The sequence below is a fragment of the Nocardiopsis sp. iso_40 genome (assembly GCF_056173285.1).
This window is the reverse complement of sequence record NZ_CM149666.1, coordinates 3,391,136-3,417,227: the sequence shown is the minus strand read 5'-3', so window position 1 is coordinate 3,417,227 and position 26,092 is coordinate 3,391,136. Positions and strand designations below refer to the sequence as shown.

The window sequence follows — 26,092 nt, the reverse complement described above, 5'->3', positions numbered from 1 at the left end:
CCCGCACCCGCGGAGAGGCCGGGGGCTCCCGGCCCCGCCACGGCACACGGCCGAACAGAACGGAACGGTATGACTCAGGCCAGGAAGTCGGAGCGAGTGGAACAGGCGGAGCGGGAACGCCCCGCCGAGCGCGGGTGGACGGTCCGCGCCGGCGGCAGGGAGGACTTCCCCGCCGTCGTCGAGGTCGTGGGGGAGGCCCTCCTGGTCTCGGACGAGCGCGAGGTCTCGCGTGAACGCCTCGCCCCGCTCCTGGCCGAGGACGGTTACGGGCGCCTGCTCCTGGCCGTCGAGGCGGACCGGGCCGGGAAGGGGGAACCCTCCGGGGACCAGCGGGCCGTCGGGGACGGCAGGGTCATCGGTTCGGTGAACGCCTTCTCCTTCCGGATGGCGGTTCCGGGCGGGATCCGGCCGGTGGCCGGGGTGACCGGTGTGGGGGTGTGGCCCACCCACCGCCGACAGGGGGTGCTGAGCTCGCTCATGCGCCGCCAGCTCGCCGACATCCGGGACCGGGGCGAGAACCTCGCCGTCCTGTGGGCCTCCGAGGGCGCCATCTACGGCCGTTTCGGCTACGCGCCCGCCAACAGCGAGTACCGGTCGAGCATCCGGGTCGAACACGCCCGACTGCGCCCGGACGCGCCCCGCGACCCCGGCCTGAACACCGAACTCGTCCGCGCCTGCGGTGCCCGCGCCGACCTGGAGCGGGTACACGCCACCGTGGCCGCCGTCCAGACCGGACGCCTCCAGCGGTCCCCGGCCTTCTGGGACGCCGCCCTGCGGGACACCCCCGACACCCGCGAGGGCAGGAGCTTCCTCAAGGCGGTCGTGGTCTCCGGGGCGGACGGTCCGCGGGGATACGCGCTGTACCGGACCCTGCGCAAGTGGCAGGACGGCAACCGGGCCTCCGAACTGCACGTCGAGGAGATCACCGCCGACTCCCCGGCCGCCTGGACCGCCCTGTACGAACACCTCTTCACCCGCGACCTCGTCGCCCGGGTGGACTTCGCGAGCGTCGCCCAGGACGATCCGCTCCAGTACCTGCTCGCCGACCCCACCCGGCTGGCCACCACCTTCGACGACGCCCTGTGGCTGCGCCTGGTGGACGTGCCCGCCGCGCTCGCGGAGCGCTCCTACGCGGCCCCGGTGGACGTGGTCCTGGAGGTGGCGGACCGGCACGCGCCCTGGAACGCGGGCCGCTGGCACCTGCGCGCGGACCGCTCGGGCGCCACCTGCGAGGCCACCGCCGCCGCCCCCGACCTGTCCCTGGACGTGTCCCGCCTGGGCGCCGCCCACCTGGGAGGCAACGCCCTCACCGGGTACCTGCGCACCGGCCTGCTCACCGAACACACCACCGGTGCGGTGAACCTCCTCGACACCGCCCTGTCCCGTCCCGACGCTCCCTTCTGCGACCAGGACTTCTAGGCCGGGCTCGGCCCCCGCGGGTGTCGGAAGCGGCGGACACACCGGCCCGGGGCGCTCCCCAGGGGCACGGAACCGGGTATGTCGCGCGCTCCCCGCCAACGGCCGACCGTGGCACGATCGGGGTGTCTTCCGTAACCGAACTCCAGAGGGAGCGATGTCCGTGAGTGACGTCCTACAGGGCGAGTACGAGCCGAGCGCGTCCAGGTTCGTCCGCGAACAGGTGGAGCTGTACGAGCGCACCGGCGGACGCGAGGGCAACACCCTCATGGACACCGGTATGCCCGTGGTCATCGTGACCATGCGCGGCCGCAGCAGCGGCAAGGTCCGCAAGGTCGCCCTCATGCGGGTCGAGCACGACGGCGCGTACGCGCTGGTGGGCTCCCAGGGCGGGACGCCCGAGAACCCCGCGTGGGTGCACAACCTGCGCGCGGCCCCCGACGAGGTCGCCCTCCAGGACGGCCCCGAGCCCTTCGCCGTCCGTGTGCGGGAGGTCGGGGGCGAGGAGCGGCGGGCGTGGTGGGACCGCGCGGTGGCGGCCTACCCGCCCTACGCCGACTACCAGGAGAAGACCGAGCGGGTCATCCCCGTGTTCGTCGCCGAACGGGCCGACTGACCGGCGCCGGCTCGCCTACGGGTGCGGGGCCTCGTCTCCGGGGCAGTCCGGGCCCCGTCCCGGCTGCCCCGTTGTCCCCCGCCGTCCCGCCTGTTCCCCTGCGCTTTCCCCTGCGCTCCCGGGCCCGGCCGCTCACCCGGCCAGGTGGGCGCGCAGGGCGTCAGCGGTCGCACCCGTACCCGAGGCCGCCATCCGGGCGGGCGTCCCCTCGAACACCACGCGGCCGCCCTCGCCGCCCGCCCCCGGGCCCAGGTCCACCACGTGGTCGGCCGCCGCGACCACGTCCATCCGGTGCTCGACGACCACCACCGTCGCCCCCTCGTCCACCATCCGGTCGAACAGGGCGACCAGCCCGGCCACGTCGCCGCCGTGCAGCCCGGTCGTGGGCTCGTCCAGCACGTACAGCCGCGCGGACCCGGCCAGCTCCCGGGCCAACCGGAGCCGCTGGCGTTCGCCGCCCGACAACGTGTCCAGGGACCTGCCCAACCCGAGGTAGCCCAGGCCGACCCGCTCCAACCGCTCCAGGGCCCCGGCGATCACCGTCTCCCCGGGCGCCGACCCCTTCCCGGCCCCCGGTTCCCGGGCGGCGGGCCCCGCCAGGAACCCGCCCCGGTCCGCCGGCTCCCCCGCCTCGGACGCCGTCATCGCCAGCACCTGCGCGATGTTGCGGCCGTTCAGCGTGTACGACAGCGCCCTGGCGTTGAAGCGCAGCCCCGCGCAGTCCTCGCACACCGTCTCGACGTCGTCGAGGAAGGCCAGGTCGGTGACGATCACACCGCGACCGCGACAGGTCGGACAGGCCCCCTTCGAGTTGGCGCTGAACCACCCGGGCGCCACCCCGTGCTCGCGGGCGAACAGTCCGCGCAGGGCGTCCTGCACCCCGAGGTAGGTCACCGGCGTGGACCGGGGGCCGCCGTGCAGCGCCCCCTGGGTGAGCACCACCGCGTCCGGCCGGGCCCGGGGCAGCTCCCCGTGCGCGAGCGAGCTCTTGCCCGACCCCGCCACCCCGGTGACCGCCGTCAGCACCCCGGTGGGGAACGACACGTCCACCCCGCGCAGGTTGTGCAGGCGGGCGTCGCGGATCCGCACGCTCCCGAGGGGGGTACGCGCGCGGGCCCGCACCGTCCGGGGGCGGCGCAGGTACCGGCCGGTGGGGGTGTCGGCCGCCCGCAGACTCTCGACCGAACCCTCGTGGACCACGCGGCCGCCCTCGCCGCCCGCCCCCGGGCCCAGGTCCACCACGTGGTCGGCCACGGCGATCACGTCCGGGTCGTGCTCGACCACCAGCACCGTGTTGCCCTTGTCGCGCAAACGCCGCAGCAGCCCCGTCAGCCGGTGCACGTCGGCGGGGTGCAACCCGGCGCTGGGCTCGTCCAGCACGTAGGTCAGCCCGGTCAGTGACCCGCCCAGGTGCCGCACCAGCCGCACCCGCTGCGCCTCGCCGCCGGACAGCGTGCCCGAGGCCCGGTCCAGGCTGAGGTAGCCCAGACCCACCTCCTCCAGACCGCGGATCCGCTCCAGCAGCGACCTGGTCACCGGCGCCACCCGCGGGTCGTCGATCGCCGCGACCACGGCGCCCAACCCGGAGACGGGCAGCGCGCACAGGTCGGCGATGTTGCGCCCGTCGATCCGGCAGGCCAGCACCGTCTGGTTCAGCCGCGCGCCGCCGCACTCCGGGCAGGGCCCCCGCCACACCACCCGCTCCAGCTCGTCGCGGTCGCGCTGGTTGAGCGCGGCCGAGTCCAGCAGGCTGCGGGTGATCCGGGGGACCACCCCCTCGAACACCCCGGTGACCGGGAACTCCGGGTCCGGGTCGGGCGGGCGCACCCCCTCGGCGTACAGCAGCAGGTCGCGCTCCCCCGCGGTGAAGCGGCCCAGCGGCCGGGTGCGGTCGAACAACCCGGCATGCACGTAACGCTTCCACCGCCACGAGCCCGGGGCGAAGGTACGCAACCTGATCGCACCCTCGTCCAGTGACAGGGCGGGGTCCAGCAGCGCGTCGGCGTCGATGCGCCGCACGGTGCCCAACCCCTCGCACTCCGGGCACATCCCGGAGGGGTCGTTGAACGAGAAGGCCGGGGAGTAGCCCGCCCAGGGTGCACCGATCCGGGAGAACAGCAGCCGCAGCAGCGGGGCGAGGTCGGTGGCGGTGCCCACGGTCGATCGCGCGTTGCCGGTGAACCTGCGCTGGTCCACGGCGACGGTCACGGTGAGGTTCTCCAGCCGGTCGGCGTCGGGTACGCCGAGGCGGGCCATCCGGGTGCGGGTGAAACTGTCGTGCGCCTCGTTGAGCTGGCGCTGGGACTCGGCGGCGATGGTGCCGTAGACCAGGGAGGACTTGCCCGACCCCGACACCCCGGTGAACACGGTGAGCCGTTCCCGGGGCAGGGTCAGGTCCACCCCGCGCAGGTTGTTCTCCCGGGCGCCGACCACGGTGATCCCGGGTGCGGCTGTGCTGTCCTGCGGCGTCGTGAGGGTCATGGTGGCCACGCTAAGGAAAATTGTGGTCAGAATCCGGCCACAATCACCCGGAGTTCGGGAAGAATCCGGGGATGGCCGACACCAGTCAGCGGATGCTCCGCCTGCTCTCACTCCTCCAGAACGGGCGGGCCTGGTCCGGCGCGGACCTGACCGAGGCGCTGGGCACCAGCACCCGGTCGGTGCGCCGCGACATCGACCGCCTGCGCGAGCTCGGCTACCCGGTGGAGAGTCTGCGCGGTCCCGGCGGCCACTACCGGCTGGTGGCGGGCAACGCCGTGCCGCCGCTGATGTTCGAGGACGACGAGGTGGTCACCGTGGCCCTGGGGCTGCGGATGGTCGCGGGCGGGCACAGCGGGGTCCAGGGCGCGGAGGACGGGGCCGAACGGGCCCTGGGAAAGATCGAACGGGTGCTCCCCTCCCGGCTGTCCCGTCGCGCCGGATCCCTGGCCACGGCGGTGGACCCGGGACGGCGGGTCTGGCCCGGCGCTCCGGCGGACGTACTCACCGGCCTGGGGGAGGCGGTCGCCGCCGGGTACTGGGTACGGCTGACCCACCGGGGCCGCGACGGCCTGGAGCGGCGCCGGAGGGCGGACCCCTACCGGCTGGTCATGCTGGGGCGGCGCTGGTACCTGTTCGCCTGGGACCGGGACCGCGAGGACTGGCGGTCCTTCCGGCTCGACCGGATCACCGGCCTCACCCCGACCCGGGCCGCGTTCACCCCCAGGGAGCTCCCGGCCGAGGACCTGGCCGCACACCTGGAGCGCGGGTTCGGGGCGGGGGAGGAGCGGCACTCCGTCACGGTGCTGTTCCACGCCCCGGCGGCCGAGGTCGCCGCCCGTGTCACCCGGGTGGACGGCTCCCTGGAGGCGGTCGGTCCGGACAGCTCCCGCTACACCGCCCGGGTGGACTCCTACGAGTGGATCTCCCTCGTGCTGGCCCTGACCGGCCTGGACTTCACCGTGGAGGGGCCCGGGGAACTCAGGCGGTACACGGCCGAACTCTCGGCTCGGCTGGGCCGTGCGGTCGGCCCCGCCGCCGACGGCCCCGGGGGCGGTGCCTGAGCCTCTCCCCGCCGCAGGCCGTCGCCGACCGGGCGCGGCCGGACCCCGGTCCGGCGCGCACCGGGGTGCCGTTCGCACCAGGCCAGTACGGTCGGCTCCGGGGACGTGCTCCCAGGGCTGCCCGGGCCCCGGGGCCGTACGGGAACGCGGTCCCGGCCTCCGCGGTGCAGCGTTTCGGGTGCTTCGTGCTCTCCGCGGTCCTCTGGCGCCGTGCGGGGCGGTTTCCGTCCGGGCCGCCCCGGGGAGGGTGTGCGGGTGTGTCCGCGCGGGGAGCCGGGCAGGTCCTCCGAGTTGCCTCCGGTTTATTACTGGCTGGTAGGTTCACGTTGTTACCCATTGGTAGAAAGGCGAGGAGATCCGTGCACGAGGGCGCCCTGACCCGGCTCAGATCCGTTCCCCACAGCCGCTTCCGGCTCTTCGTCCTGCACCACGCGGGAGGCTCCCACCTGGGGTACCGGGGCTGGGTCCGGCACTTTCCCGCGGACTGGGAGATCTGCCTCCTCGACGCCCCGGGGCGGGCCCGCAGCTCCGGTGCCGAACCCGTCCGCGAGGCCGGAGCCCTGGCCGAGCGGATGCACGAGGTGATCCGCCCCGAACTCGACCGGCCCTTCGGGCTCTTCGGGCACAGCATGGGCGCGCTGGTGGCCTACGAGCTCACCCGCCGCCTCACCGGCGCCGGCACCCCGCCGTTGTGGTTCGGCGCCTCCGCCTGGAGCCCGAAACCCGGCCCCGAGCGCGCCGAGCCCCGCCACCTGGCCTCCGACGACCGCCTGCGCGAGGCCATCGTCCGCATGGGCGGGACCCCGCGGAGCGCGCTGGAGGACCCGGACCTGTGGGCCTACGTCGAACCCCTCATGCGCGCCGACCTGGAACTGGTCGACACCTGGAGCTCCGACCCGGACGCCGCGCCGCTGGAGGTCCCGCTGTCGGTCTTCGGCGGTGCCGACGACCGGGGGATGACCCCCGAACGCCTCGCGGGCTGGGCCGACCACGTCGAGGGCGACTTCGCGCACCACACCCTGCCCGGCGACCACTTCTACTTCACCGGCCGCACGGCCGAGGTGGTCGCCCGGATCACCAAGGACGTCGAGGCACTCCTGTGACCGCCCGCGGGGGCGGGAGCGCCGCACGCCCCCGCCCCCGCGCACCCGTCCCGGCGGGCCACCGCTGCTAGCCCGCCTGGCGGACCCCCGCGGCCACCAGGTATCCCGGGCCCCGGGCGGAGAGCTCCGCCCCGTCCCCGAACCGGCCCCGCACCCCGCCGTCGCACTCCACGACCTCCAGGCCGGCGGCGTCCAGGTCGCCCGGCGCGGCCACCCGCTCACCGTGCGGGCCGTCGGTCAGGTGCACCAGGACCACCTGCTCTCCCAGCGAGCGCAGGAACGTCATGTGGTGCTCTCCCGCGTCCAGCCAGCGCAGCCCCCCGGTCTGCAGCGCGGGTAGGCTCCGGTGCAGGTCGAGCAGCCGCCGGTGGGAGTCCAGGACCCGCCGGTCCCAGTCCTGGGGGCGGTGCCAGGGCATGGTGCGCCGCGAGTTCTCCCCGTCGCGCCCCTCCAGGCCGATCTCGTCCCCGGCGAAGACGAACGGCACCCCCGGCAGCGTGGCCTGCGCGGCCACACCGACGGCCTGGAGCACCGGGTCACCCACCACGGTCCGGAACCGTGCGGAGTCGTGGGTGCTGAGCGCGTTCACGCTGTGCGCGCGCACCCGCCAGGGCAGCCCCGCGTTGGTGGCCCGTATCGCCCGGACCGCCTCCGCGGCACCGCTGCTCGGCAGCGGCGCCGAGGTGTGCGTGGCCGCGTACCGGACCCCTTCCGGGCCGGTGTTCAGCCAGGCCCACACCGGCCGGGTGAACCCCGCGTAGTTCATCACCCCGTGCCAGCCGTCGTGCCGGGTGTCGGGGCCCGCGTCGTAGAAGTGCTCGGCCAGCAACCACGCCTCGGGTGCGGCCTCGCGCATCCGGGCGGCGATCTCACCGGAGACCTTGTGGTTGACGTCCTGGGCGCCCAGGCGGCCGGTCATGTTGGCCACGTCGATCCGCCAGCCGTCCAGTCCCTCCTCGCCGCCCAGGCGGTCCACCAGCACCGAGTCGTCGGCCCCGTACACGCGCTCGCGCAGCGCGGCCGAGGAGTAGTCGAGCTTGGGCAGCGAGCCCACCCCCAGCCAGCTCACGTAACCGTCCGGGTGGTCGGTGAAGTAGTAGTAACCCGCCTCCTCCGAGTCCGGGTCGGACCGGGCCGCGCGGAACCACTCGTGCTCGTCGCCGGTGTGGTTCGTGGTGAGGTCGCCCATCACCCGCATGCCGCGCGCGTGTGCCTCCCGGGTCAGGGCGCGCAGGGCGGCGTCCCCGCCCAGCAGCGGGTCCACCTCGGTGAAGCTGGAGGCGTCGTAGCGGTGTGTGGACCGGGCGGGGAAGAACGGGGTCAGGTACACCACCTCGGCGCCGAGGTCGGCCAGGTGGTCCAGGCGGCGGCGCACCCCTTCCAGGGTTCCGCCGTAGTACTCCCCGGCGGCGGCCGGGCCGGAGCCCGCGGGCTCGGCGTCCCAGGCGCGGGGGTGTGCCCAGTCGGGGTGCTCGGTGAGGGGGCCGACGGAGTCGTCGTCGCGGGCGAACCGGTCCGGGAAGATCTGGTAGACGGTGGTCCCGGGTACCCAGGACGGCGGGTTGGGCCCGGTGAGCAGGCGGAAGTCGCCGTCGTCGGTGACCTCGTGGTCGTGGGCGCCCGCCTGGTTGAGCCAGGTGTACCGGCGCCCGCGCACGATCGCGAACCGGTAGGGGGTCACCACCGGCAGGAGGGGGATCTCCACCGCGAACCAGCTGACCCCGCCAGCGGCGGACTCCGGTGCACCCTCCACCAGACGTGCCTCGCCGTCCTCCACCACGTACGCGTACACCGCGTCGGCACCGCCGGGGACCCGGACGCGGAGCCGGGCGCGGTCGTCGTGGATCGTCACGTAGTCGGGTGACCCGTCGTGGTGGGGGTCGTGGCTGAACCGCATGCGGGGACGCTCCGTACATACCGATGAAAGGATCCCTCACATAATGGCAAGAAAAAGTCATGCTTGCGAAAGTATTTTCGCTCTCCTCTTGCAGAGGGCGGTGCGCTGCGCCCCGGCCACCGGACCGCCGCGGGCGGTCTTCGGGCCGCCGGGCCGGTTTGTGGTGGTGTGGCCACCCCTGGCCCATCTCCACCGGAACGGTTAACGTTGTGATATGAGCCTTGAGCTGCCAACCGAACGACTCCTGATCAGGGAGTGGGAGCTGGGCGATGCCGAGGCGGCCCTTCAGATCTACGGGGCCGAGGAGGTCGCGCACTGGCTGACGCCGGAGTGGCAACCGGTGACCGATATCAGCGCGATGCGCTCGGTGCTGCACGCCTGGATCGAGGCGGGACCGAACCTGATCCCGCCCGCCGGGCGCTGGGCGATCGTTCGCAAGGAGGACGGGCTGCTGGTGGGAGGGCTGTCGTTGAAGCTGCTCCCCCCCTTCGAGGAGGACTTCGAGCTGACCTGGGCCCTGCGCCCGGACGTGTGGGGGCAGGGATACGCCACCGAGGCGAGCCAGGCCATCATCGGTTGGGCCTTCAAGCAGGGGATCGAGGAGGTGTTCGCGGTCGCGCGCCCCCGCAACGAGCGGGCGATCGCCGTCGCGCGCAGGCTCGGGATGGAATGGGTCGGCGAGACGGAGAAGTACTACAACATGCGTCTGCAGGTCTTCCGCCTGCGCCCCGTCTAGCCCCAATGCTGTTCAGTTAAGGCGTTCAAGGGTCTGTCAACACCGCGATGTCCACGGTGGCCTTGTACGTGGTCCGATCCACCCCGTTGGAGCGGGCGTGGTACTTGGAGATCGCGCGTTTGACCACCCGAGGCACTGTGCGTAGACGCCGCTCGGGCAGCAGGTTCGCCAACACCTGCCGCCCGAGCAACCCCCGCACGTCGATGCGCTCGCCAGCGATGACGTTCTCGGCCCGCACCAGCAGGTCGCGGGCGCTTTCCACCGCCACCGCGAAACTCGCCCGCAGCGGGCTGTGCCCGGTAGCGGTCAGCGCGTCAGCGATCGCGCACCGCACCACCTGGTAGGTGGCCAACAGCGCCCACACCTCCTGTTCCAGCCCCTCGGGGTCCTTGGCCCGCAGCACCCGGCGCCCGAGCAGGGCCGACTTCAGCTCGCAGTAGGCGGTCTCGATCTCCCACCGCTGGTGGTAGAGCGCCACCAGACCCGTGGCCGGATACAGGTCGGGATCGGTCAGAGTGGTGGCCAGCCGGTAGGAGCCGGTGCGCTCGCCCTGGTCTGTGGCGATGGTGATCTGGGCTTGGATGAGCCGCATCCGTACCTTGCCGCGCTGCACCAGCCAGGTGCCATCGCCCAAACGACGAAGGCGGCGGGGTTTGCTCTGCGAGCCCATCCGAACCAGGAGCTGGGCCCCGCTGGCATGAAGATCTTTGAGCAGGTCGGCGGCGTCGAACCCGCGATCGGCCAGGATGAGCTGGCCCGGACCCATGGCTGGGAGCAGACGGGCGGCCATGGTGGTCTCGCCCTGGGTGACGGGTCCAAAGACCGCGCCCAGCAGTGCCCGGGATCCGGTGGCGACCAGGGCGAGCAACCGTACTTGGGGGTAGCCGGCCCCGGCCCAGCGGGTGGCTCCGCTGGAGCGGTGCACGGCCCGGTTGGCTTGTGTGGCGGGTACGTCCAGCAGGGTGCCGTCGATGGCGCACACCAGCAGCCCGTGGAAGCGGTGGGCGCTGTGGGTGGGGCCAGAGAGCAGCTCGAACAGAGCTTTGAGGGGTGCTGGGCCCAGGCGTTTGCGGGCGTAGAACAGTGCGGAGGCGGCCGGTTGGGTGCACAGGCTCACCCCGGCGGTGAGTTTGCGCCACAGGGCGGGCCAGCCGCAGTGGGTGAAGAGTCCGGCTGTGAGCAGGAGGTAGACGACCACGCGGGAGGGAAGCAGGCGTGAGCGTCGTTGGTGGCTGTTGGATTCCTCCAGGACGGAATCGACCATCTCAAAAGGCACGATCTGGGTGAGTTCTCCCAGGTGGCCGGGGGCCAGGGCGCCGGGTGCGTGGTGGGTCTGTCGGGTCGTGACACAATGGTCGGGCAAGGGGCTCCTTGGGAACAGCTGGGGTGAGATACAGCTGTCCTACCAGGGAGCCCCTTCTTCGTCTGGGTCAGGGTTGACGGACCACCACAACCCTTAACTGAACAGCATTGCGTCTAGCCCGCGTACCGTGAAAGCCGCACAGGTGCGGGCCTGTGCGGGGCCGCGTCGGCGGGCCCCGGTCCGCCGATGTGCGACCCGCACCGTTCCGGCCGCTCAGGCGAACAGCGGCGGGTCCAGCCGGGCGAAGCCCTCCTGGCGGCGGTACGGGTAGTAGGGGTAGGGCGCCTCGCGGCGGCTCACCGCGTCCAGCCGTTCCACCTGCTCCGCGTCCAGTTCCCAGCCCACCGCCCCGAGGTTGTCGAGCAGCTGCTCCTCGGTCCGGGCCCCGATGATCACCGAGGCCACGGTGGGGCGCCGCAGCAGCCAGTTGATCGCCACCTGCGGGACGGTCCGTCCGGTCTCCGCGGCCACCTCGAACAGCACGTCCACCACGTCGAAGAGCAGTTCGTCCGCCACCGGCGGGCCGAAGTCGGAGGTGCGGTGCAGGCGGCTGCGCTCGGGCAGCGGCTGGCCCCGGCGGATCCGGCCGGTGAGCCGCCCCCAGCCGAGCGGGCTCCACACCAGGGCGCCCACCCCCTGGTCCAGTCCCAGCGGCATCAGTTCCCACTCGTAGTCGCGCCCCACCAGAGAGTAGTACACCTGGTGCGCCACGTGCCTGGGCGTGTGCAGGCGGTCAGCGGCGGCCAGGGACTTCATCAGCTGCCAACCGGAGAAGTTGGAGGCGCCCAGGTACCGCACCTTGCCGTCGCGGACCAACGCGTCCAGCGCGGACAGGGTCTCCTCCACCGGGGTCGAGGCGTCGAAGGCGTGCAGCTGCAGCAGGTCGATGCGGTCGGTCCGCAGTCGGCGCAGCGCGTCCTCGGTGGTGCGGATCAGCCGTGAACGAGAGGTCCCCGCGTCCTGGGGCCCCGCGCCCGTGGGCAGCCCGACCTTCGTGGACAGCAGGACCCGGTCGCGGCGGCCCTGCACCGCCTGCCCGAGGACCTCCTCGGCCGCACCGTCGGAGTAGACGTCGGCGCTGTCGAACAGGGTCACCCCGGCGTCCAGGCTCAGGTCCACCAGGCGCCGCGCCTGTTCGGGCCCGGCGGTGCCCCATTCCCCGAAGAGGGGACCGCTGCCCGCGAAGGTACCGGTGCCCAGGCTCAGTTCGGGTACGCGCAGGCCGCTGGCGCCCAGAGTGCGGTATCGCATGGAGCTCCTCTCTTAATGGGACTAAAATCCCGTTAGTGGTCTGCGTACGCTAGCAGGAGAAGGACCGTTGACGGAAGAGGAGTCCCTGCATGGTGCTGTCCGAGGAACCCGGGAACGGGGGCACCCGGCCGGGGGGCCGGACCGCCAGGGTGCGCGCGTGCGTGTTGGAGGCGGCGGGCGACGCGCTCGCCGAACGCGGCATGGACGGGCTGGACCTGGCGGACGTCGCCCGCCGGGCCGGGGTCGGGCGGACCACCGTGTACCGCCGCTGGGGTTCGGTGCCCGCTCTGGTGGCCGACCTGCTCCAGGACATGGCCGAGCAGTCACAGCCCAGGGCGGAGACCGGTTCGCTGGTCGGGGACCTCACCGCCAACGCCCGCCTGGTCCGCGAAACCCTCGCCCACCCCCGCCAGGGGCCCCTGTTCAAGGCGATCATCGCCGCCGCCACCTGCGACGAACGCACCGCGCGGGCGCTGCACCGCTTCTACGAGGTGCGCGTGCGCGAGTGGGCGCCCTGCGTGGAGCGGGCGGTGGAACGGGACGAAATCCCCGAGGGCACCGACGCCCACGAGGTCGTCCGCGCGGTCTCCGCTCCGCTGTACTACCGGCTGCTCGCCAGCGGTGGCGCCCTGGACGAGGAGGCCGCCGAACGCAGTGCGCGGGCGGCCGTCGCGGCCGCCCGCGCGGGCGTCTACGTGCGCTGACCGCCCCGCGCCGGTTCGGGGGCGGTTCGGGCCGGGAGCCCCGGCCCGAGCGCCGGGAACGTCTCAGGACAGGAGCTGGCTGATCCGGTCGACCTCCGCCTCGGACAGGCGCACGGCCGCGGCCGCCGTGTTCTCCTCCAGGTGCGCCACCCGTGAGGTGCCCGGGATCGGCAGCATCACGGGGGAGCGGTGCAGCAGCCAGGACAGGGCGAGCTGCACCGGGCTCGCCCCGTGCTCGGCGGCGATCGCGGCCAGCGGGGACTCCGCCGAGGCCATCTCGCCCCGGCCCACCGGCGCCCAGGGCAGGAAAGCGGTACCGTCCTTCTCGCACTGCTCCAGGACGTCCTCGGACTGGCGGAAGGAGGGCGCGTACTGGTTCTGCACCGAGGCGATCGGGGTGACCGCCCGGGCCGCGGACAGCTCGTCCACGCTCACCTCGCTCAGGCCGATGTGGCGGACCTTGCCCTCCTGCTGGAGCTCCACCAGGGCGCCGAGCTGGTCGGCCAGCGGGACCTCGGGGTCGATGCGGTGCAGCTGCATCAGGTCGATCCGCTCGACCCCCAGGTTGCGCAGGCTCAGCTCCGCCTGCTGCTTGAGGTATTCGGGACGGCCCAGTTTGTGCCACTGGGAGGGCCCGGTCCGGACGAACCCGGCCTTGGTCCCGATGACCAGGCCCTCCGGGTAGGGGTAGAGCGCCTCGCGGATGAGCTGTTCGCTGATCTGCGGGCCGTAGGAGTCGGCGGTGTCGATGAAGTCGATCCCGAGTTCGACGGCCCGCCGCAACACGGCCAGTGCCTCGTCCCGGTCGCGGGGCGGGCCCCACACCCCCTCGCCGATGATCCGCATCGCCCCGAAACCCAGGCGATGGACCGGTAGGTCGCCTCCGAGGAGGAGGGTTCCGGCCTGTTCTGCGATGTGCGGTGCGGCGTGTGCGTCGGTCACGGTCTTCCTTCCACTGCGGCACGGCGGCCGGGTCCGTGCCATGGTGCCAGTTCGCCGGGGCACGGCCGGTGTCCGCCGCTCCGTGTCGCCCTTTCGGTCGGGCCCGGCAGGATCCCAGGCGTCGCGGGAGGGACGCAAGGCGGGGTCGTGGCGTGCTCAGGGGCGGCCGGGGCGGGCCCGGGTGGCCGGCACCGAGAGCGTGACGCGGTGCCCGCCGCAACGGCAGCGCTGGTAGCTGACGAGGCCCTCGCTGGTCGCATGGGCGGAGTCGGTGGTCCAACGGTGTTCGTGTCCGGTCATGTGCCCACCCTGGTGTAATGGCATCATGCATCTCAACCCTTACGGCCAGGGGCCCCTGACGCTCGCGGTGGACCTGGTCAACCAACCGCTCGCCGACACCGCCGACCTGGAACGGCGCTGCGCCGAGGCGGGGTTCCTCCTGGAGAGGCCGGTGGCGGAGGGCGACCTCATCGCGGTCCGCGACTTCCTGGCCGGGTGGGCCACCGTCGTCGACAGCCCGGACGAGCCCACCCGTGCCGGGCGGCTCAACACCCTTCTCGCGGAGTTCTCCGGCCCGCCGCGGCTGACCGACCACGCGGGTACCGGCTGGCACCTGCACTACCGTCCGGACGACCTGCCCGCCCACCGGCAGATCGCCTCGCTGGTCGCCGTCGGCACCGCCCTGCACCTGACCGGCCGGGGCATGAGCCGCCTGGGCCGGTGCGCCGCCCGGGGGTGCGCGCACGTCTACGCGGACTTCTCCCGCAACGGCCGCCAGCGGTACTGCTCACCCGCCTGCGGCAACCGCGACGCCGTCCGCCGGCACCGGGCCCGCGCCCTCGAGGACACGGAGGGGTGCGCACGGTAGGCCGGGGCCGCGCTCCCGCCCGGGCGCGCACACCGCCCGCCCGGACCCAAGGGGTCAGCCGGCGGTGTCGCGCCGGGCGACCGAGGCGAGGTCGGCCTCGATCCGGGCGGTGGTCTCCAGCAGGGCGGGGAGCAGGTCGCGGCGTACGTCCTCGATCGATGAGCGGTTGGCGTGCGCGGACACGTTGGCGGCGGCGATCACCCGGCCGGCGTCGTCGCGGATCGGGGCGGCCAGCGAGCGCAGGCCCTCCTCCAGTTCCTGGTCGACGATCGCGTACCCCTGTGCGCGCACGCGCAGGATCTCCGCGCGCAGTTCGGCGGTGTCGGTGACGGTGAACCGGGTCAGCGGCCGTAGTTCGACCCGGTCCAGGTAGGCGTCCAGCCCGGCGTCGTCGTACCCGGCCAGCAGGACCCGGCCCATGGAGGTGGTGGAGGCGGGGAAGCGGGTGCCCACGGAGATGGACACGGCCATGATCCGCGAGGTGGCCACGCGGGCGACGTAGAGGATGTCGTCGCCCTCCAGCACCGACACCGAAGCCGACTCGTGCACGCGGGCGGACAGGTCCTCCAGGTGCGGTTGGGTCACGTCGGGGAGACCCGCGGAGGCCACGTAGGCGTAGCCGAGCTCCAGTACCCGCGGGGTGAGGGAGAACATCCGGCCGTCGGTGCGCACGTACCCCAGGTCCACCAGGGTCAGCAGGAAGCGCCGGGCGGCGGCCCGGGTGAGGTCGGTGGCGCGTGCGACCTCGCTGAGGGTCATGGCCGGGCGCTCGGCCGAGAAGGCGCGGACGACCATGAGCCCCCGTTCCAGGGACTGCACGAAGTGGGCTCCGCGGTCGGGGGCTTCTTCGGTGGTCATGAGGCCTTCCGGGATCGGGGTCGGGGGTGCGGCCGCGGTGCGGCGGGCCGCGGTCATCGCGATGTTCTCATACCGAACAGGTGGGGCACGCCTTGACCCTCACTGTGATCGCCGCTACGTTCGTACCCAGTAAGTTCTCAATGTGAACAAATGTGCGCTATGCGAACAGGAGGGTCGCCATGGCCGTGCCCCTGGACGAGGCGGTCCGGCAGCTCATCCACGACGGCGACACCGTCGCGCTGGAGGGGTTCACCCACCTCATTCCCGTGGCCGCCGGGCACGAGGTCATCCGCCAGGGCCTGCGCGACCTCACGCTGGTTCGGATGACGCCCGACATCGTCTACGACCAACTCATCGGTGCCGGGTGCGCGCGCAAACTCGTCTTCTCCTGGGGCGGCAACCCCGGGGTGGGATCGCTGCACCGCTTCCGGGACGCCGTCACCCGCTCCTGGCCGGTCCCGCTGGAGATAGAGGAGCACAGCCACGCCGGGATGGCCAACCGCTACGTCGCGGGCGCCTCCGGCCTGCCCTTCGCCGTCCTGCGCGGCTACAGCGGTACCGACCTGGCCGGGAACACCCCCGACATCAGGACCATCACCTGCCCCTTCACCGGACAGGAGCTGGCCGCCGTCCCCGCGCTCAACCCCGACGTCACCGTGATCCACGCCCAGCGCGCGGACGCCGCGGGCAACGTGCAGCTGTGGGGCATCACCGGCATCCAGAAGGAGGCCGCCCTGGCCGCCGACCGGGTCCTGGTCACCGTGGAGGAGGTCGTGCACGAGCTCGAACCCGTCCCCGGGCAGGTGATCCTGCCGGGCCGGGTCGTCGACGCGGTCAGCGTCGTCCCCGGTGGCGCCGCCCCCTCCTACGCGCACGGCTACTACGAGCGCGACAACGCCGCCTACCGGGCCTGGGACGCGATCGGTCGCGACCGAGAGGCCTTCACCGCCTGGCTCGCCGAACTCACCTCGGCCACCCGTCCGGCCGCGGCCCGGGTGGCCGCCGAGCCCGCCGCGGCCGACCGGTCCGCGGACGGCCCCGAGTCCGCGGGGAGGGGCGCGTGACCACCGTGACATGGACCGCCGACGAGATGATGACCGTCACCGCGGCGCGCTCGCTGCGCGACGGGACGGCCTGCTTCGTCGGCATCGGGCTCCCCAGCGCCGCTGCCAACGTGGCCAGCCGCACCCACGCCCCCGACCTGTGGATGATCTACGAGTCCGGCACCCTGGGCGCGTCCCCCGACCGCCTGCCGCTGTCCATCGGCGACGGGGTCCTCGCCGACACCGCCGACACCGTGGTCTCGGTGCCCGAGGTCTTCAACTACTGGCTCCAGGCCGGGCGTATCGACGCCGGCTTCCTCGGCGCCGCCCAGATCGACCGGTACGCCAACATCAACACCACCGTCATCGGGGCCTACGACGACCCGGCGGTGCGCCTTCCCGGTGCCGGCGGCGCCCCCGAGATCGCCGCCTCCTGCCGCGAGGTCATCGTGATCATGCGGCACAGCCGGCGCGCGTTCGTTGAGAGGGTGGACTTCGTGACCTCGGTGGGCCACGGCACCGGCCCCGGGGACCGAGAGCGGCTCGGGCTGACCGGCGCCGGTCCCGTCCGGGTCATCACCGACCTCGGGGTGCTCGAACCCGACCCGCTCACCCGCGAACTCACCCTCGTGGGCGTGCACCCTGGCGTGGAGGCGGCGGCGGTGCGCGAGGCGACCGGCTGGGACCTGCGGGTCTCCGAGGACCTCGCCCGGACCCCGGCCCCCACCGCGACCGAACTCTCGGTGGTCCGTTCCCTGACCGGGGCCGCCTGACCGGGGCCGCCTGAGCCCGGCCGGGGTCGTCCAAACACGGGCGGGTACGCTACCTAACACTGTTAGGTAATGGGTTCCGGTCCGCCGGACCGAACCCACCGACGGACACACCCCCTCAACCCAGGAGGCACACGGTGACCGACGTCTACGTCCTCGACGCCGTCCGCACCCCCTTCGGCAAGTACGGCGGCGCACTCTCCGGAACCCGCCCCGACGACCTCGCCGCGCACGTGATCAGAGCCCTGGTCGACCGGAGCCCCGACCTCGACCCGGCCGCCGTCGACGAGGTCCTGTTCGGCAACGCCAACGGAGCGGGCGAGGAGAACCGCAACGTCGCCCGGATGGCCACACTCCTGGCCGGGCTGCCCACCTCCGTTCCCGGAGCCACCGTCAACCGCCTCTGCGGCTCCGGGATGGAGGCGGCCGTCCAGGCCAGCCGGGCCATCCAGACGGGTGACGCCTCCCTGGTCCTGGCCGGGGGAGTCGAGTCCATGAGCCGCGCCCCCTGGGTGCTGCCCAAACCGGCCAAGGGCTTCCCCGCCGCCGACGCCGCCCTGCACTCCACCACCCTCGGCTGGCGCATGGTCAACCCGCGCATGCCCCGCAGGTGGACCGTCTCCCTGGGGGAGAGCACCGAGGGTCTGGCGGGCCAGTACGGCGTCAGCCGCGCGGACCAGGACGCCTTCGCCCTGGCCAGCCACACCAAGGCCGCCCGCGCCTGGGCCGACGGTGTCTTCGACGACGAGATCGTCCAGGTCGAGGGCGCCCGCCTGGAACGCGACGAGAGCATCCGCGAGACCTCCGCCGACAAACTCGCCGGGCTCAAACCCGCCTTCCGCGAGGAGGGCACCATCACCGCGGGCAACGCCTCCCCCCTCAACGACGGCGCCGCGGCCCTTTTGATCGGCGACGCCGGAGCCGCCGCCACCACCGGCCGCGAACCCCTCGCCCGCCTGGTCAGCCGGGGTGCCGCGGGGGTCGACCCCGACGTGTTCGGCATCGGCCCGGTCCGCGCCGCCGAGATCGCCCTCGAACGCGCCGGGATCGGCTGGGACGACCTGTCCGCGGTCGAACTCAACGAGGCCTTCGCGGCCCAGTCCCTGGCCTGTGTCCGCAGCTGGAAGGGGCTGGACCCCGACATCGTCAACCGCAACGGCGGAGCCATCGCCATCGGCCACCCGCTCGGCGCCTCCGGAGCGCGCGTCCTCGGCTCGCTCGCCCACGAACTGCGCAGGCGCGGCGGCGGCTGGGGCCTGGCCGCGCTGTGCATCGGAGTCGGCCAGGGCCTGGCCGTCGTGCTGCACGCCTGACGTCCCCGGCGGGCCCCGCCCACCCCGGGGCCCGCTCCGCAAGGAACAGCCACATGTCCACCACATCCGTCGGGGCGAACCGCGGGGTCAGCGCATCATCGTGGCCGGGCAGGTCCGCGACAGCTACGGCCGAGTCGGCCCGCACACCCTCGTGCATACCTGGCAGGCCGACGCGCGGGTGCTACCGCCACACCGGCGGCAACCGGCCCGCCCCGCTCGACCCCATGGCCTACCTCGGCGCCGCCGCGGTGTTCACCGACCGGGTGAGGGGTAGGACCGGCCGGACGGACCGTACCGACAGCGAAGAAGGAAACCGATGAGCGTTGACCTCCACCACACCGTGAGCGGCCCCGCGGACGCACCGCCGCTGGTGCTCGCCGGATCCCTGGGCACCACCGGCCAGATGTGGGAACCGCAGGTCGAGGCGCTCTCCACCGTCTTCCGGGTGATCCGCGTCGACCTGCGCGGGCACGGCCGCTCGCCCGCTCCCCAGGGTCCCTACAGTATGGCCGACCTGGGCGGCGACGTCCTCGCCCTCCTCGACCGGCTGGGGATCGAACGCGCCCACTACGCGGGCCTGTCCATCGGCGGCATGCTCGGCCAGTGGTTGGGCGTCAACGCTCCCGAACGCATCGACCGCCTCGTCCTGATGGCCACCTCCCCGTACATGGGCCCCGCGCAGAACTGGCGGGACCGGGCCGCCCTGGTCCGGTCCGAGGGCACCGCCGCCCTGGCCGACAACGTCGTGCAGCGCTGGTTCACCCCCGGCTACGCCAAGGAGCACCCCCACGACGTCACCCTCCTGCGCGACCAGATCGTCGACACCCCCGACGAGGGGTACGCGGGCTGCTGCGGCGCCATCGAGAACCACGACGTACGTGCGGACCTGCACCGGATCACCGCGCCCACCCTGGTCGTCGCCGGGGCCGACGACACCGCCACCCCGCCCGAGGGCAACGGCGCGCTGATCGCGGAACGGGTCCCCGGAGCGCGGCTCGTGGTGCTCCCGGACGCGGCCCACATGCTGTCCTGGTCGAACGCGGCCCAGGTGAACACGCTCATCACCCGGCACCTGACCGCCGCGGACCGGTAAGGCGCCGGGACGCGGGTGCGCCGGAGCGTGCTCGGTGACGCGCACGCGGTCCGGGCCGAGGAGCGCCTTCACCCAACCCTTCCAGGACCTGATAACCCGGTACGCCTGGGGTGAGGCCTGGACCCGCCCGGGCCTGGACCGGCGGACCCGTAGTTGCACGGTGTTGGCCGCCCTGGCCGCCAAGGGCCACCGGGGCGAGTCGGCCATGCACGTACGGGCGGCCCTGCGCAACGGCCTGCCCCCGGACGGGATCGGGGAGGTGTTCCTCCAGGCCGCCGTCTACCGCGGGGGCCCGGCCGCCGACAAGGCCTTCGCCATCGCCCGGGAGGTCTTCGACGAGGACGCGGGGGCCTGACCCGCCAGCCCCGCCGGAGCGGGGCGGGCTCTCCCGGGCCGGGCCCCTCGCCGCACGGCGGGGTCAGCGTTTGAAGGCGACCCCGGACATCTCCCACCTCTTGATCTCGGGGTCGTCGGGGCGCTGGAGCGGCTCCCGGTCGGGGTGGCGCCAGGTGGCGCAGTCCACGGCCCGGGGGCCCTGGTCGCGGCCGTCGATCCAGGGGCTCACGAGTTCGAGGCCGGAGAACACGGCGGAGGCCTCCTCGGGACTGCGCACGCGGCCCCAGGGGGTGCCGAAGGAGAGGATCTTCTCGGTCATCCAGGCAGCCGCCTCGGGGTCGTCGGAGACGATGTGGGAGAAGATCACGCAGGAGCCGGGGGCGAGCCGGTCGAGCAGGGAGCGGACCATGCCGAAGGGGTCGCTCTCGTCGGGCAGGCAGTGCAGCAGTGAGACGAGCATGACGCACACCGGCTGGTCGGTGTCGATGAGCCGGTGGGTCTCCGGCGCGCTGAGGATCTGGTCGGTGTCGCGGATGTCGGCCATCAGGAACGCGGTGCCGGCGCTGTCGGTGACCAGCGCCCTGCCGTGGGCCAGCACGATGGGGTCGTGGTCCACATAGACCACGCGCGCCCTCGGGTTGGCCCGCTGGGCGACGTGGTGGGTGTTCTCGGTGGTGGGCAGGCCGGCACCGAGGTCGAGGAACTGTTCCACACCCTGCCTGCTCACGTACTCGACGGCGCGCCCGAGGAAGGCCCGGTTGTCGTTGGCGAAGGAGACGAGTTCGGGGATGCCCTTGGCGAGCTCCTCGCAGGCTTCCCGGTCCGCCTCGAAGTTGTCTTTCCCGCCCAGCAGATAGTCGTACATACGCGCGATGCTCGGCGTGTCCATGTTGATGTGGGGGGGGAAGCGATCGGCCATAGGAGAGAGGTACCAATCAGGACTAGTTTGTGCGAGGCATCTTCAGGCGAATCGTAACCGTGTTTCGTGGGTCGTACCGGCTTTTCCGCAAGAAAGTCGAGCGGATGCTTCAGGGGCCCTCTTCGTCGGTGGAAAAGGGACGGCGGAAGCGGTCGAAACCGGGCAGCTCGTCGGCGATATGCCCTGGGGCGGCGGCTCTGACGCGATCGCCGGCCCCTGCCGGAAGGGACGGAACCGGGGGAGGGGGCGGGGTTCGCCAGAAGGCCGCCGGGGAAAGGGCGGAACCCGTTTGCGCCCGAGCGGCGAAAACGTCGCCACCAGCGTCGGCGTGTTCCTCCGAAAGTGCGCGGCGGTGATCCTCTCCCGAATCCGCGCCCTGCTCCGAGGCCTCCTTTGTTCCGGTGGACACGCCCCTGACCAGTTCCACCAACGCACGCCGTTCCCGGCCCGCCCACCGGGTCAGGGCGAAGGGATCGCGGTCGGCCTCCGCCCCCAGCGCGGCGGCGGTCGCCGACAGGTGCGCGCAGCGCCCCGCCCAGTGGTCGCAGGAGCACGTGGCCACCACCTCGCCCCACCCCCGCGGCACCAGGGCCAGGCCGAGCAGGGCGAACACCCGCTCCGCGGCCTCCGGAAGCTCACCGGAGAGCAGTCGCGCCCGGAACAGCGGCTGCGAGGCCAGTGCGGCACCGGCCCGGTCCCACTCCTGATCGGGCCACACGGCGCGGATCAGGCTCACATCGTTGCCCCGGACCCGGCCCAGGACCTCGCCGGGCCGGACCGAGATCCGTTCCACCGCGCCGCCCCCGGAACCGCCCAGGGCCGCCTCCACCAGCTCCGACCAGCTCATCCGGCCACCGCCTCGGGCGCCAGCCGCACCACCTCGCGCAGGTCCTCCACCGAGAGCCCGCCCAGCCACTGCTCACCGGTGGCCACCGCGCCGTCGGCCAGTGCGCTCTTGCGCTCGATCATCTCGTCCACCCGTTCCTCCACGGTGCCCACACAGACCATCTTGCGCACCTGGACGTCCCTGCGCTGCCCGATCCGGAAGGCCCGGTCGGTGGCCTGGTTCTCCACCGCCGGGTTCCACCACCGGTCCACGTGCACCACGTGGTTGGCGGCGGTCAGGTTCAACCCGGTCCCCGCCGCCTTCAGGGACAGCAGGAACACCACCGGCCCCGCCGCCGTCTGGAAGTGCTCGGTCATCCGCTCGCGGTCGGCCCGGGAGGTGCCGCCGTGCAGCCACAGCACCGGAACCCCGAGCCTGGAGCGCAGGTAGGGCGCCAGGCGCTCACCCCAGCGCGCGTACTGCGTGAAGCACAGCGCCTTGTCCCCCTCGGACACCGCCTCGCCCAGGATCGCCTCCAGCCGGTCGAGTTTGCCGGAGCGCCCAGCCAGCGCCGAACCGTCCCCGAGGAACTGCGCCGGGTGGTTGCAGATCTGTTTGAGCCGGGACATGGCGGACAGCACCAGCCCCTTGCGTTCCCGCTCGTCGGCCTCGGCCATCCGCTCGGCCATGTCGTCCACCACGGCCCGGTACAGCGAGGCCTGCTCGGGGGTGAGCGTGCACCAGGTGCGCATCTGGTGCTTCTCCGGCAGGTCCGCGATGATCGACCGGTCGGTCTTGAGCCTGCGCAGCACGAACGGCCCGGTCAGGCGGCGTACCAGGTCGGTGCCGTCCCCCGCGCCCTCCTCCGCCTCGGCCCGGTCGGCGACCGCGCGCTGGAAGTCGGCGGCCGAACCCAGCAGCCCCGGGTTGGCGAACTCCATCACCGACCACAGTTCGCCCAGGTTGTTCTCCACCGGGGTACCGGTGAGCGCGATCCGGGTCGCGGCGGGCAGCGAACGCACCGCCCGAGCCTGTCGGGTGGTGTGGTTCTTCAGCGCCTGGGCCTCGTCGCAGACCACCCGGTGCCAGGGCATCCCGGACAGTTCCCCGGAGTCGCGCGCCACCACCCCGTAGGTGGTGACCACCAGGTCGCACGCGCCCACGAGCCGGGCCAACGCGTTGCCGACCGGCCGGTCCGGGCCGTGCTGGACGTGCACCCGCAGTCCCGGGGCGAACTTCCCGGCCTCCCGGCGCCAGTTGCCCAACAGGGACACCGGGCACACCAGCAGGGTGGGTCCGGGCGCGGGGCCCCCGGCGCGCTCGTCGGTGAGCAGCGCCAGCAGCTGCACGGTCTTGCCCAGCCCCATGTCGTCGGCGAGTACCGCTCCCAGGCCCAGCTCACCCAGGAACCGCAGCCAGGCCGCTCCCCGGTCCTGGTAGGGCCGGAGCACGCCCTCGAACCCGGGCGGGGTCCCCATCGGCCGGGGTCCGGCCTTGGCCCCGCCGTCCAGCAGGGCTCCCAGCGGGCCGTCGGCCACCACGTCCGCCACCGGCAGCGGGGGCTCCTGCACGCCTATCGCCGCCCGCAGCGCCTCCTCACGGCGCATCCGCCCGCGCCCGCTCCGGCGCATCAGGTCCAGGGCGGCCCCGACCCGTTCTGGTTCGATCTCCATCCACCGGCCGCGGACCCGGACCAGGGAGCGTTTGAGCCGGGCCAGCTCGGCGAGCTCCTCCAGCTCCTCCTCGGACAGGGGGTTCCCGGACCCCGGACCGCGCAGCAGCGCCTCGAAGGAGACGTCGACCAGGTCGTCGGGGCCCACCCCGCCGCGGCCGCGCCGCCTGGGCCCCTCGCTCACGGTCATCCGCAGCCCGAGTGCGTCGCGTCCGCTCCACTCGGGCAGCACCACGCCGAACCCAGCCGAGGACAGCCGGGCCGCGGCGCCGCCGACGAACGCCTGCGCGCCCGCGGTGTCCAGGTGGAGCCGTTCCGGGGCCAGCTCGCGCAGGGCACGGTGGAGCGCGGGCAGGTGGCGGGCGGCGCGCCGCAGATCGGCCAGGGCGGTGGCGGCCACGTCCTCGGGCAGCCAGGCCGCGCCCTCGCCCAGCCACACCTGCTCCAGGGGCAGGCGCAGGCCGGGGTCGGTGGTGGAGCGCACCCAGAACTCCAGTGTCCAGGGCCGGGGGCCGCCCCGGGCGCTCTCGGGTTCGGGCTCGCGCAGCACGAACAGCAGCTGGGCCCGGCCGCCGCCGCGCACCCGGTCCCGCCACTCGCGCAGGGGGCCGCGCAGCGCCCGGGCGGCGTCCTCGCCGATCCGGGTGCGCTCCCCGGCGAGCGCGGAGGCCAGAAGCGCCGCGGGTGCGTCCGCGGGGCCGGGCTCCGGTGCGCTCCTGGGCGGGGACAGACGGCGGGCCGCGGCGTCGGTGAGTAGTTCCAGGGGTGCCAGCACACAGGCGCGGGCGGTCTCCGCGCCCTCCTCCCCGCCCAGGTGGGCGGTGGCCGCGGCGGGCAGGGCCTCGGTGAGCGCGGCCAGGTGTGCCTCGGCGGTGTCCATCGGGGCCGGTCGCCAACGGGCGCGTGGCGGGGCGCCGACCAGGTCGGGCAGGACACAGCCCGCCAGGACCAGCCGTTCGGCGAAGGTGTGGACCGCGCGCAGGTGGGTCAGGGCGGGGCCGAGCGGGCAGGGCGGTTCGTCGAGCGCGGCCAGCAGGGAGTCGGCCCGGGCCGGGGACAGTTCCAGGGCCGGGACCCGCCAGGGGCGGAATTCGGCGGGCGCCGTGTCGGTGGAGTCGGAGGGTGCGGGCGCCCCGTCGGTTCCGGGCAGCTGGAGGACCAGTTCGGCGGAACGGGGCCCGTCGGCGTCGGCCCCGGCCCTGGCCACCAGGTCCCGCAGCTCCGCCGTACCCGCCGCGAAGGGGTGCGCGCCCGGCTTCGCGGCGGTCGGCGCCGACACCGGGTCCCCCTCGCCCCAGAGCACCAGTGCGTCCCTCGACCACACCCCGTGCAGAAACCGCACCACACCCCCCGTGGAGACCGGCAAACGTCGTCGCCCCCAGTATCACCGGGGGCGACGACGTTCCGTACCGGCCGGGCACGGGTCAGAGCTTGGCGGGCACCTCGTTGCCCACGGCGAGGATGCCCTCGCGCATGCGGACCCGCCACAGCAGGACCCCGCCGAGCACGAAGAACGCGATCAGGGAGAGGATCGCCACCCGGTAGCCCCCGGTGAGGCTCACCGCGACGGTCACGACCAGGGAGCCCAGGAACGTGGAGCCCTTGTCGGAGATCTGGAAGAGGCTGAAGTACTCCGCCTCCCGGCCGCGCGGGATGAGCTGGGAGAACATCGACCGGGCCAGGGACTGGGTGCAGCCCAGTACGAGGCCGATGCCGACACCCATCGCGACGAACAGGGCGACGTTGCCCGCGGGCAGGAAGTAGCCCACCCCCACCAGCAGGCACCAGACCACCAGGCTGCCGAGCACGGTCCGCTTCGGTCCCAGGCGGGCGGCGATCGCTCCGGTGGCGAACGCCCCCGCGAAGGCAACGAACTGGATGATGAGGATGGTCATGATCAGGGAGTCCTGGCCCAGGTTCAGGTCCTGGGTGGCGAAGGGGGCCGCGTAGCGGATGGTCGCCTGCACACCGTCGTTGAAGAAGATGAAGGCCAGCAGGAACAGCATGGTGTCGGGGTACCTGCGCATGTCGCGCAGGGTGTGCCCGAAGTCGCGCAGGGACTCGCCGACCCGGGGCCGCCCGTGGCTGCGCGCGGCGAGCGCGCCGTAGCGGTTGCGCAGCGGCCTGATCGAGATGACCGTGAACCCGGCCCACCAGATACCGACCGAGGCGAAGGCCACCCGTGCGGCCCAGGCGGCGTCGGCGGCGGTGAGTACCAGGACCAGGTGGAAGGCGAGGAGGAGGGCCCCGCCCAGGTAGCCGATCCCCCATCCGGCGGCCGACACCCGGTCCCGTTCGTCGGGTGTGGCGATCTCCGGGAGGAAGGCGTTGTAGACGACGATCGACAACCCGAACAGCAGGTTGGCCGCCAGGAACAGGACCGAGGCGAGCAGGTAGCCCTCGGTGGTGAAGTACAGGGCGCTGGTGCACACCGATCCGCCCGTGGCGAGCAGGAGCAGCCAGGTCTTCTTGCGCTTGGTGTGGTCGGCCAGCGCGCCGACCAGCGGCAGCAGCAGGATCTGCAGCAGGATCGCGACCGTGGTCAGAGCCGGGTAGAGCGCGTTGGGGTGCAGCGTCAGGAAGTCGGCGCCCAGCGGTGTGATGGCCAGGGAGGCGTCACGGCAGGCCTCGGTGTCGGCTGCTCCGACCGAGGCGCAGGCCAGACCGCTCAGGTAGGGGCCGATGAGGACGGTGACCACCGAGGTGATGAACACCGAGTTCGCCCAGTCGTAGAGGTACCAGCCGCGTTGTTCGCGCCTGCGCTGGTCGGGGTCGGCCGAAGGGCTCTGGCCTTCGGCCGTTTCGGGGGGAGTGGGCATCGCGG

At 73.3% G+C, this 26,092-nt stretch carries 23 protein-coding genes; 12 read left to right on the top strand and 11 right to left on the bottom strand.

Annotated features, from left to right (window positions below):
• Positions 1 to 69: 69 nt before the first annotated feature.
• Both AC0VYD_RS14990 and AC0VYD_RS14985 read left to right on the top strand, forming a co-directional pair.
• Positions 70 to 1,419 carry a GNAT family N-acetyltransferase gene (locus AC0VYD_RS14990; RefSeq protein ID WP_475476152.1) on the top strand — a complete coding sequence of 450 codons (1,350 nt, stop codon included), beginning with the start codon at positions 70 to 72 and terminating at the stop codon, positions 1,417 to 1,419.
• Positions 1,420 to 1,573: 154 nt separating this feature from the next.
• On the top strand, positions 1,574 to 2,032 hold the full coding sequence (locus AC0VYD_RS14985) for a nitroreductase family deazaflavin-dependent oxidoreductase (protein ID WP_475476151.1): 459 nt from the start codon (positions 1,574 to 1,576) through the stop codon (positions 2,030 to 2,032).
• 132 nt (positions 2,033 to 2,164) lie between these two features.
• On the opposite strand, the gene AC0VYD_RS14980 is transcribed toward AC0VYD_RS14985, so the two are convergent.
• Positions 2,165 to 4,513: an ATP-binding cassette domain-containing protein gene (locus AC0VYD_RS14980; protein ID WP_475476150.1), complete on the bottom strand. Its 2,349-nt coding sequence runs from the start codon at positions 4,511 to 4,513 to the stop codon at positions 2,165 to 2,167.
• A gap of 71 nt (positions 4,514 to 4,584) precedes the next feature.
• On the opposite strand from AC0VYD_RS14980, the gene AC0VYD_RS14975 reads away from it, so the two are divergent.
• Positions 4,585 to 5,574, top strand: coding sequence for a helix-turn-helix transcriptional regulator (locus AC0VYD_RS14975; RefSeq protein WP_475476149.1), 990 nt, complete (start codon positions 4,585 to 4,587; stop codon positions 5,572 to 5,574).
• A 359-nt stretch (positions 5,575 to 5,933) separates the two neighbouring features.
• Positions 5,934 to 6,677: a thioesterase II family protein gene (locus AC0VYD_RS14970; protein ID WP_475476148.1), complete on the top strand. Its 744-nt coding sequence runs from the start codon at positions 5,934 to 5,936 to the stop codon at positions 6,675 to 6,677.
• 67 nt (positions 6,678 to 6,744) lie between these two features.
• On the opposite strand, the gene AC0VYD_RS14965 is transcribed toward AC0VYD_RS14970, so the two are convergent.
• Entirely contained in the window at positions 6,745 to 8,574 is a 1,830-nt protein-coding gene (locus tag AC0VYD_RS14965) for a glycoside hydrolase family 13 protein (protein ID WP_475476147.1), read from the bottom strand.
• Positions 8,575 to 8,788: 214 nt separating this feature from the next.
• Here AC0VYD_RS14965 and AC0VYD_RS14960 point away from each other — a divergent pair, with 214 nt between their 5' ends.
• Complete coding sequence (locus AC0VYD_RS14960) at positions 8,789 to 9,310, top strand: GNAT family N-acetyltransferase (protein ID WP_475476146.1); 522 nt, start codon at positions 8,789 to 8,791, stop codon at positions 9,308 to 9,310.
• Between the two features lie 25 nt (positions 9,311 to 9,335).
• Here AC0VYD_RS14960 and AC0VYD_RS14955 read toward each other — a convergent pair whose 3' ends face one another.
• Together AC0VYD_RS14955 and AC0VYD_RS14950 are read right to left on the bottom strand one after the other, a co-directional pair.
• On the bottom strand, positions 9,336 to 10,673 hold the full coding sequence (locus tag AC0VYD_RS14955; protein WP_475476145.1) for an IS4 family transposase: 1,338 nt from the start codon (positions 10,671 to 10,673) through the stop codon (positions 9,336 to 9,338).
• Between the two features lie 213 nt (positions 10,674 to 10,886).
• Positions 10,887 to 11,924 (bottom strand): aldo/keto reductase, encoded by a 1,038-nt coding sequence (locus AC0VYD_RS14950; RefSeq protein ID WP_475476144.1) that lies wholly within the window; start codon positions 11,922 to 11,924, stop codon positions 10,887 to 10,889.
• A gap of 89 nt (positions 11,925 to 12,013) precedes the next feature.
• Between AC0VYD_RS14950 and AC0VYD_RS14945 the strand changes: the two genes are divergently transcribed.
• Positions 12,014 to 12,628, top strand: a complete 615-nt coding sequence (locus AC0VYD_RS14945; RefSeq protein WP_475476143.1) for a TetR/AcrR family transcriptional regulator — start codon at positions 12,014 to 12,016, stop codon at positions 12,626 to 12,628.
• A gap of 63 nt (positions 12,629 to 12,691) precedes the next feature.
• On the opposite strand, the gene AC0VYD_RS14940 is transcribed toward AC0VYD_RS14945, so the two are convergent.
• Positions 12,692 to 13,570: an aldo/keto reductase gene (locus AC0VYD_RS14940; protein ID WP_475476142.1), complete on the bottom strand. Its 879-nt coding sequence runs from the start codon at positions 13,568 to 13,570 to the stop codon at positions 12,692 to 12,694.
• A gap of 156 nt (positions 13,571 to 13,726) precedes the next feature.
• Positions 13,727 to 13,870 (bottom strand): hypothetical protein, encoded by a 144-nt coding sequence (locus AC0VYD_RS14935; RefSeq protein ID WP_475476141.1) that lies wholly within the window; start codon positions 13,868 to 13,870, stop codon positions 13,727 to 13,729.
• Positions 13,871 to 13,895: 25 nt separating this feature from the next.
• Here AC0VYD_RS14935 and AC0VYD_RS14930 point away from each other — a divergent pair, with 25 nt between their 5' ends.
• Positions 13,896 to 14,438, top strand: coding sequence for a CGNR zinc finger domain-containing protein (locus AC0VYD_RS14930; protein WP_475476140.1), 543 nt, complete (start codon positions 13,896 to 13,898; stop codon positions 14,436 to 14,438).
• A 54-nt stretch (positions 14,439 to 14,492) separates the two neighbouring features.
• Here AC0VYD_RS14930 and AC0VYD_RS14925 read toward each other — a convergent pair whose 3' ends face one another.
• On the bottom strand, positions 14,493 to 15,296 hold the full coding sequence (locus AC0VYD_RS14925; RefSeq protein WP_475476139.1) for an IclR family transcriptional regulator domain-containing protein: 804 nt from the start codon (positions 15,294 to 15,296) through the stop codon (positions 14,493 to 14,495).
• 179 nt (positions 15,297 to 15,475) lie between these two features.
• On the opposite strand from AC0VYD_RS14925, the gene AC0VYD_RS14920 reads away from it, so the two are divergent.
• The 5 genes from AC0VYD_RS14920 to AC0VYD_RS14900 all read left to right on the top strand — a co-directional run bounded on the left by AC0VYD_RS14920 (position 15,476) and on the right by AC0VYD_RS14900 (position 19,870).
• A complete protein-coding gene (locus AC0VYD_RS14920) occupies positions 15,476 to 16,360 on the top strand; it encodes a CoA transferase subunit A (RefSeq protein WP_475476138.1) in 885 nt (294 codons plus the stop codon).
• Positions 16,357 to 17,112 carry a CoA-transferase subunit beta gene (locus AC0VYD_RS14915; protein WP_475476137.1) on the top strand — a complete coding sequence of 252 codons (756 nt, stop codon included), beginning with the start codon at positions 16,357 to 16,359 and terminating at the stop codon, positions 17,110 to 17,112. Before AC0VYD_RS14920 ends, AC0VYD_RS14915 begins: the two co-directional genes overlap by 4 nt.
• Before the next feature lie 134 nt (positions 17,113 to 17,246).
• Positions 17,247 to 18,422: a thiolase family protein gene (locus AC0VYD_RS14910; protein WP_475476136.1), complete on the top strand. Its 1,176-nt coding sequence runs from the start codon at positions 17,247 to 17,249 to the stop codon at positions 18,420 to 18,422.
• Between the two features lie 316 nt (positions 18,423 to 18,738).
• Positions 18,739 to 19,515 carry a 3-oxoadipate enol-lactonase gene (gene pcaD, locus AC0VYD_RS14905; RefSeq protein ID WP_475476135.1) on the top strand — a complete coding sequence of 259 codons (777 nt, stop codon included), beginning with the start codon at positions 18,739 to 18,741 and terminating at the stop codon, positions 19,513 to 19,515.
• A gap of 34 nt (positions 19,516 to 19,549) precedes the next feature.
• Complete coding sequence (locus tag AC0VYD_RS14900; RefSeq protein WP_475476134.1) at positions 19,550 to 19,870, top strand: carboxymuconolactone decarboxylase family protein; 321 nt, start codon at positions 19,550 to 19,552, stop codon at positions 19,868 to 19,870.
• A 63-nt stretch (positions 19,871 to 19,933) separates the two neighbouring features.
• On the opposite strand, the gene AC0VYD_RS14895 is transcribed toward AC0VYD_RS14900, so the two are convergent.
• From AC0VYD_RS14895 to AC0VYD_RS14880, 4 genes are all read right to left on the bottom strand, one after another.
• Positions 19,934 to 20,770 carry an SAM-dependent methyltransferase gene (locus AC0VYD_RS14895; RefSeq protein ID WP_475476133.1) on the bottom strand — a complete coding sequence of 279 codons (837 nt, stop codon included), beginning with the start codon at positions 20,768 to 20,770 and terminating at the stop codon, positions 19,934 to 19,936.
• Positions 20,771 to 20,879: 109 nt separating this feature from the next.
• Positions 20,880 to 21,617 (bottom strand): hypothetical protein, encoded by a 738-nt coding sequence (locus tag AC0VYD_RS14890; RefSeq protein ID WP_475476132.1) that lies wholly within the window; start codon positions 21,615 to 21,617, stop codon positions 20,880 to 20,882.
• Positions 21,614 to 24,610 carry a DEAD/DEAH box helicase gene (locus AC0VYD_RS14885; RefSeq protein ID WP_475476131.1) on the bottom strand — a complete coding sequence of 999 codons (2,997 nt, stop codon included), beginning with the start codon at positions 24,608 to 24,610 and terminating at the stop codon, positions 21,614 to 21,616. The genes AC0VYD_RS14890 and AC0VYD_RS14885 overlap by 4 nt, the downstream gene beginning before the upstream one ends.
• 82 nt (positions 24,611 to 24,692) lie before the next feature.
• On the bottom strand, positions 24,693 to 26,087 hold the full coding sequence (locus tag AC0VYD_RS14880) for an MFS transporter (RefSeq protein WP_475476130.1): 1,395 nt from the start codon (positions 26,085 to 26,087) through the stop codon (positions 24,693 to 24,695).
• Positions 26,088 to 26,092: the final 5 nt, after the last annotated feature.

Bases quoted from the DNA above. Each gene is read 5' to 3' on its own strand.
- AC0VYD_RS14880 (WP_475476130.1), bottom strand. From the start codon at position 26,087: ATGCCCACTCCCCCCGAAACGGCCGAAGGCCAGAGCCCTTCGGCCGAC.
- AC0VYD_RS14895 (WP_475476133.1), bottom strand. From the start codon at position 20,770: ATGGCCGATCGCTTCCCCCCCCACATCAACATGGACACGCCGAGCATC.
- AC0VYD_RS14950 (WP_475476144.1), bottom strand. From the start codon at position 11,924: ATGCGATACCGCACTCTGGGCGCCAGCGGCCTGCGCGTACCCGAACTG.
- AC0VYD_RS14975 (WP_475476149.1), top strand. From the start codon at position 4,585: ATGGCCGACACCAGTCAGCGGATGCTCCGCCTGCTCTCACTCCTCCAG.
- AC0VYD_RS14935 (WP_475476141.1), bottom strand. From the start codon at position 13,870: ATGACCGGACACGAACACCGTTGGACCACCGACTCCGCCCATGCGACC.
- AC0VYD_RS14925 (WP_475476139.1), bottom strand. From the start codon at position 15,296: ATGACCACCGAAGAAGCCCCCGACCGCGGAGCCCACTTCGTGCAGTCC.
- pcaD (WP_475476135.1), top strand. From the start codon at position 18,739: ATGAGCGTTGACCTCCACCACACCGTGAGCGGCCCCGCGGACGCACCG.
- AC0VYD_RS14945 (WP_475476143.1), top strand. From the start codon at position 12,014: ATGGTGCTGTCCGAGGAACCCGGGAACGGGGGCACCCGGCCGGGGGGC.
- AC0VYD_RS14965 (WP_475476147.1), bottom strand. From the start codon at position 8,574: ATGCGGTTCAGCCACGACCCCCACCACGACGGGTCACCCGACTACGTG.
- AC0VYD_RS14990 (WP_475476152.1), top strand. From the start codon at position 70: ATGACTCAGGCCAGGAAGTCGGAGCGAGTGGAACAGGCGGAGCGGGAA.
- AC0VYD_RS14960 (WP_475476146.1), top strand. From the start codon at position 8,789: ATGAGCCTTGAGCTGCCAACCGAACGACTCCTGATCAGGGAGTGGGAG.
- AC0VYD_RS14920 (WP_475476138.1), top strand. From the start codon at position 15,476: ATGGCCGTGCCCCTGGACGAGGCGGTCCGGCAGCTCATCCACGACGGC.
- AC0VYD_RS14930 (WP_475476140.1), top strand. From the start codon at position 13,896: ATGCATCTCAACCCTTACGGCCAGGGGCCCCTGACGCTCGCGGTGGAC.
- AC0VYD_RS14890 (WP_475476132.1), bottom strand. From the start codon at position 21,617: ATGAGCTGGTCGGAGCTGGTGGAGGCGGCCCTGGGCGGTTCCGGGGGC.
- AC0VYD_RS14980 (WP_475476150.1), bottom strand. From the start codon at position 4,513: ATGACCCTCACGACGCCGCAGGACAGCACAGCCGCACCCGGGATCACC.
- AC0VYD_RS14985 (WP_475476151.1), top strand. From the start codon at position 1,574: ATGTCCGTGAGTGACGTCCTACAGGGCGAGTACGAGCCGAGCGCGTCC.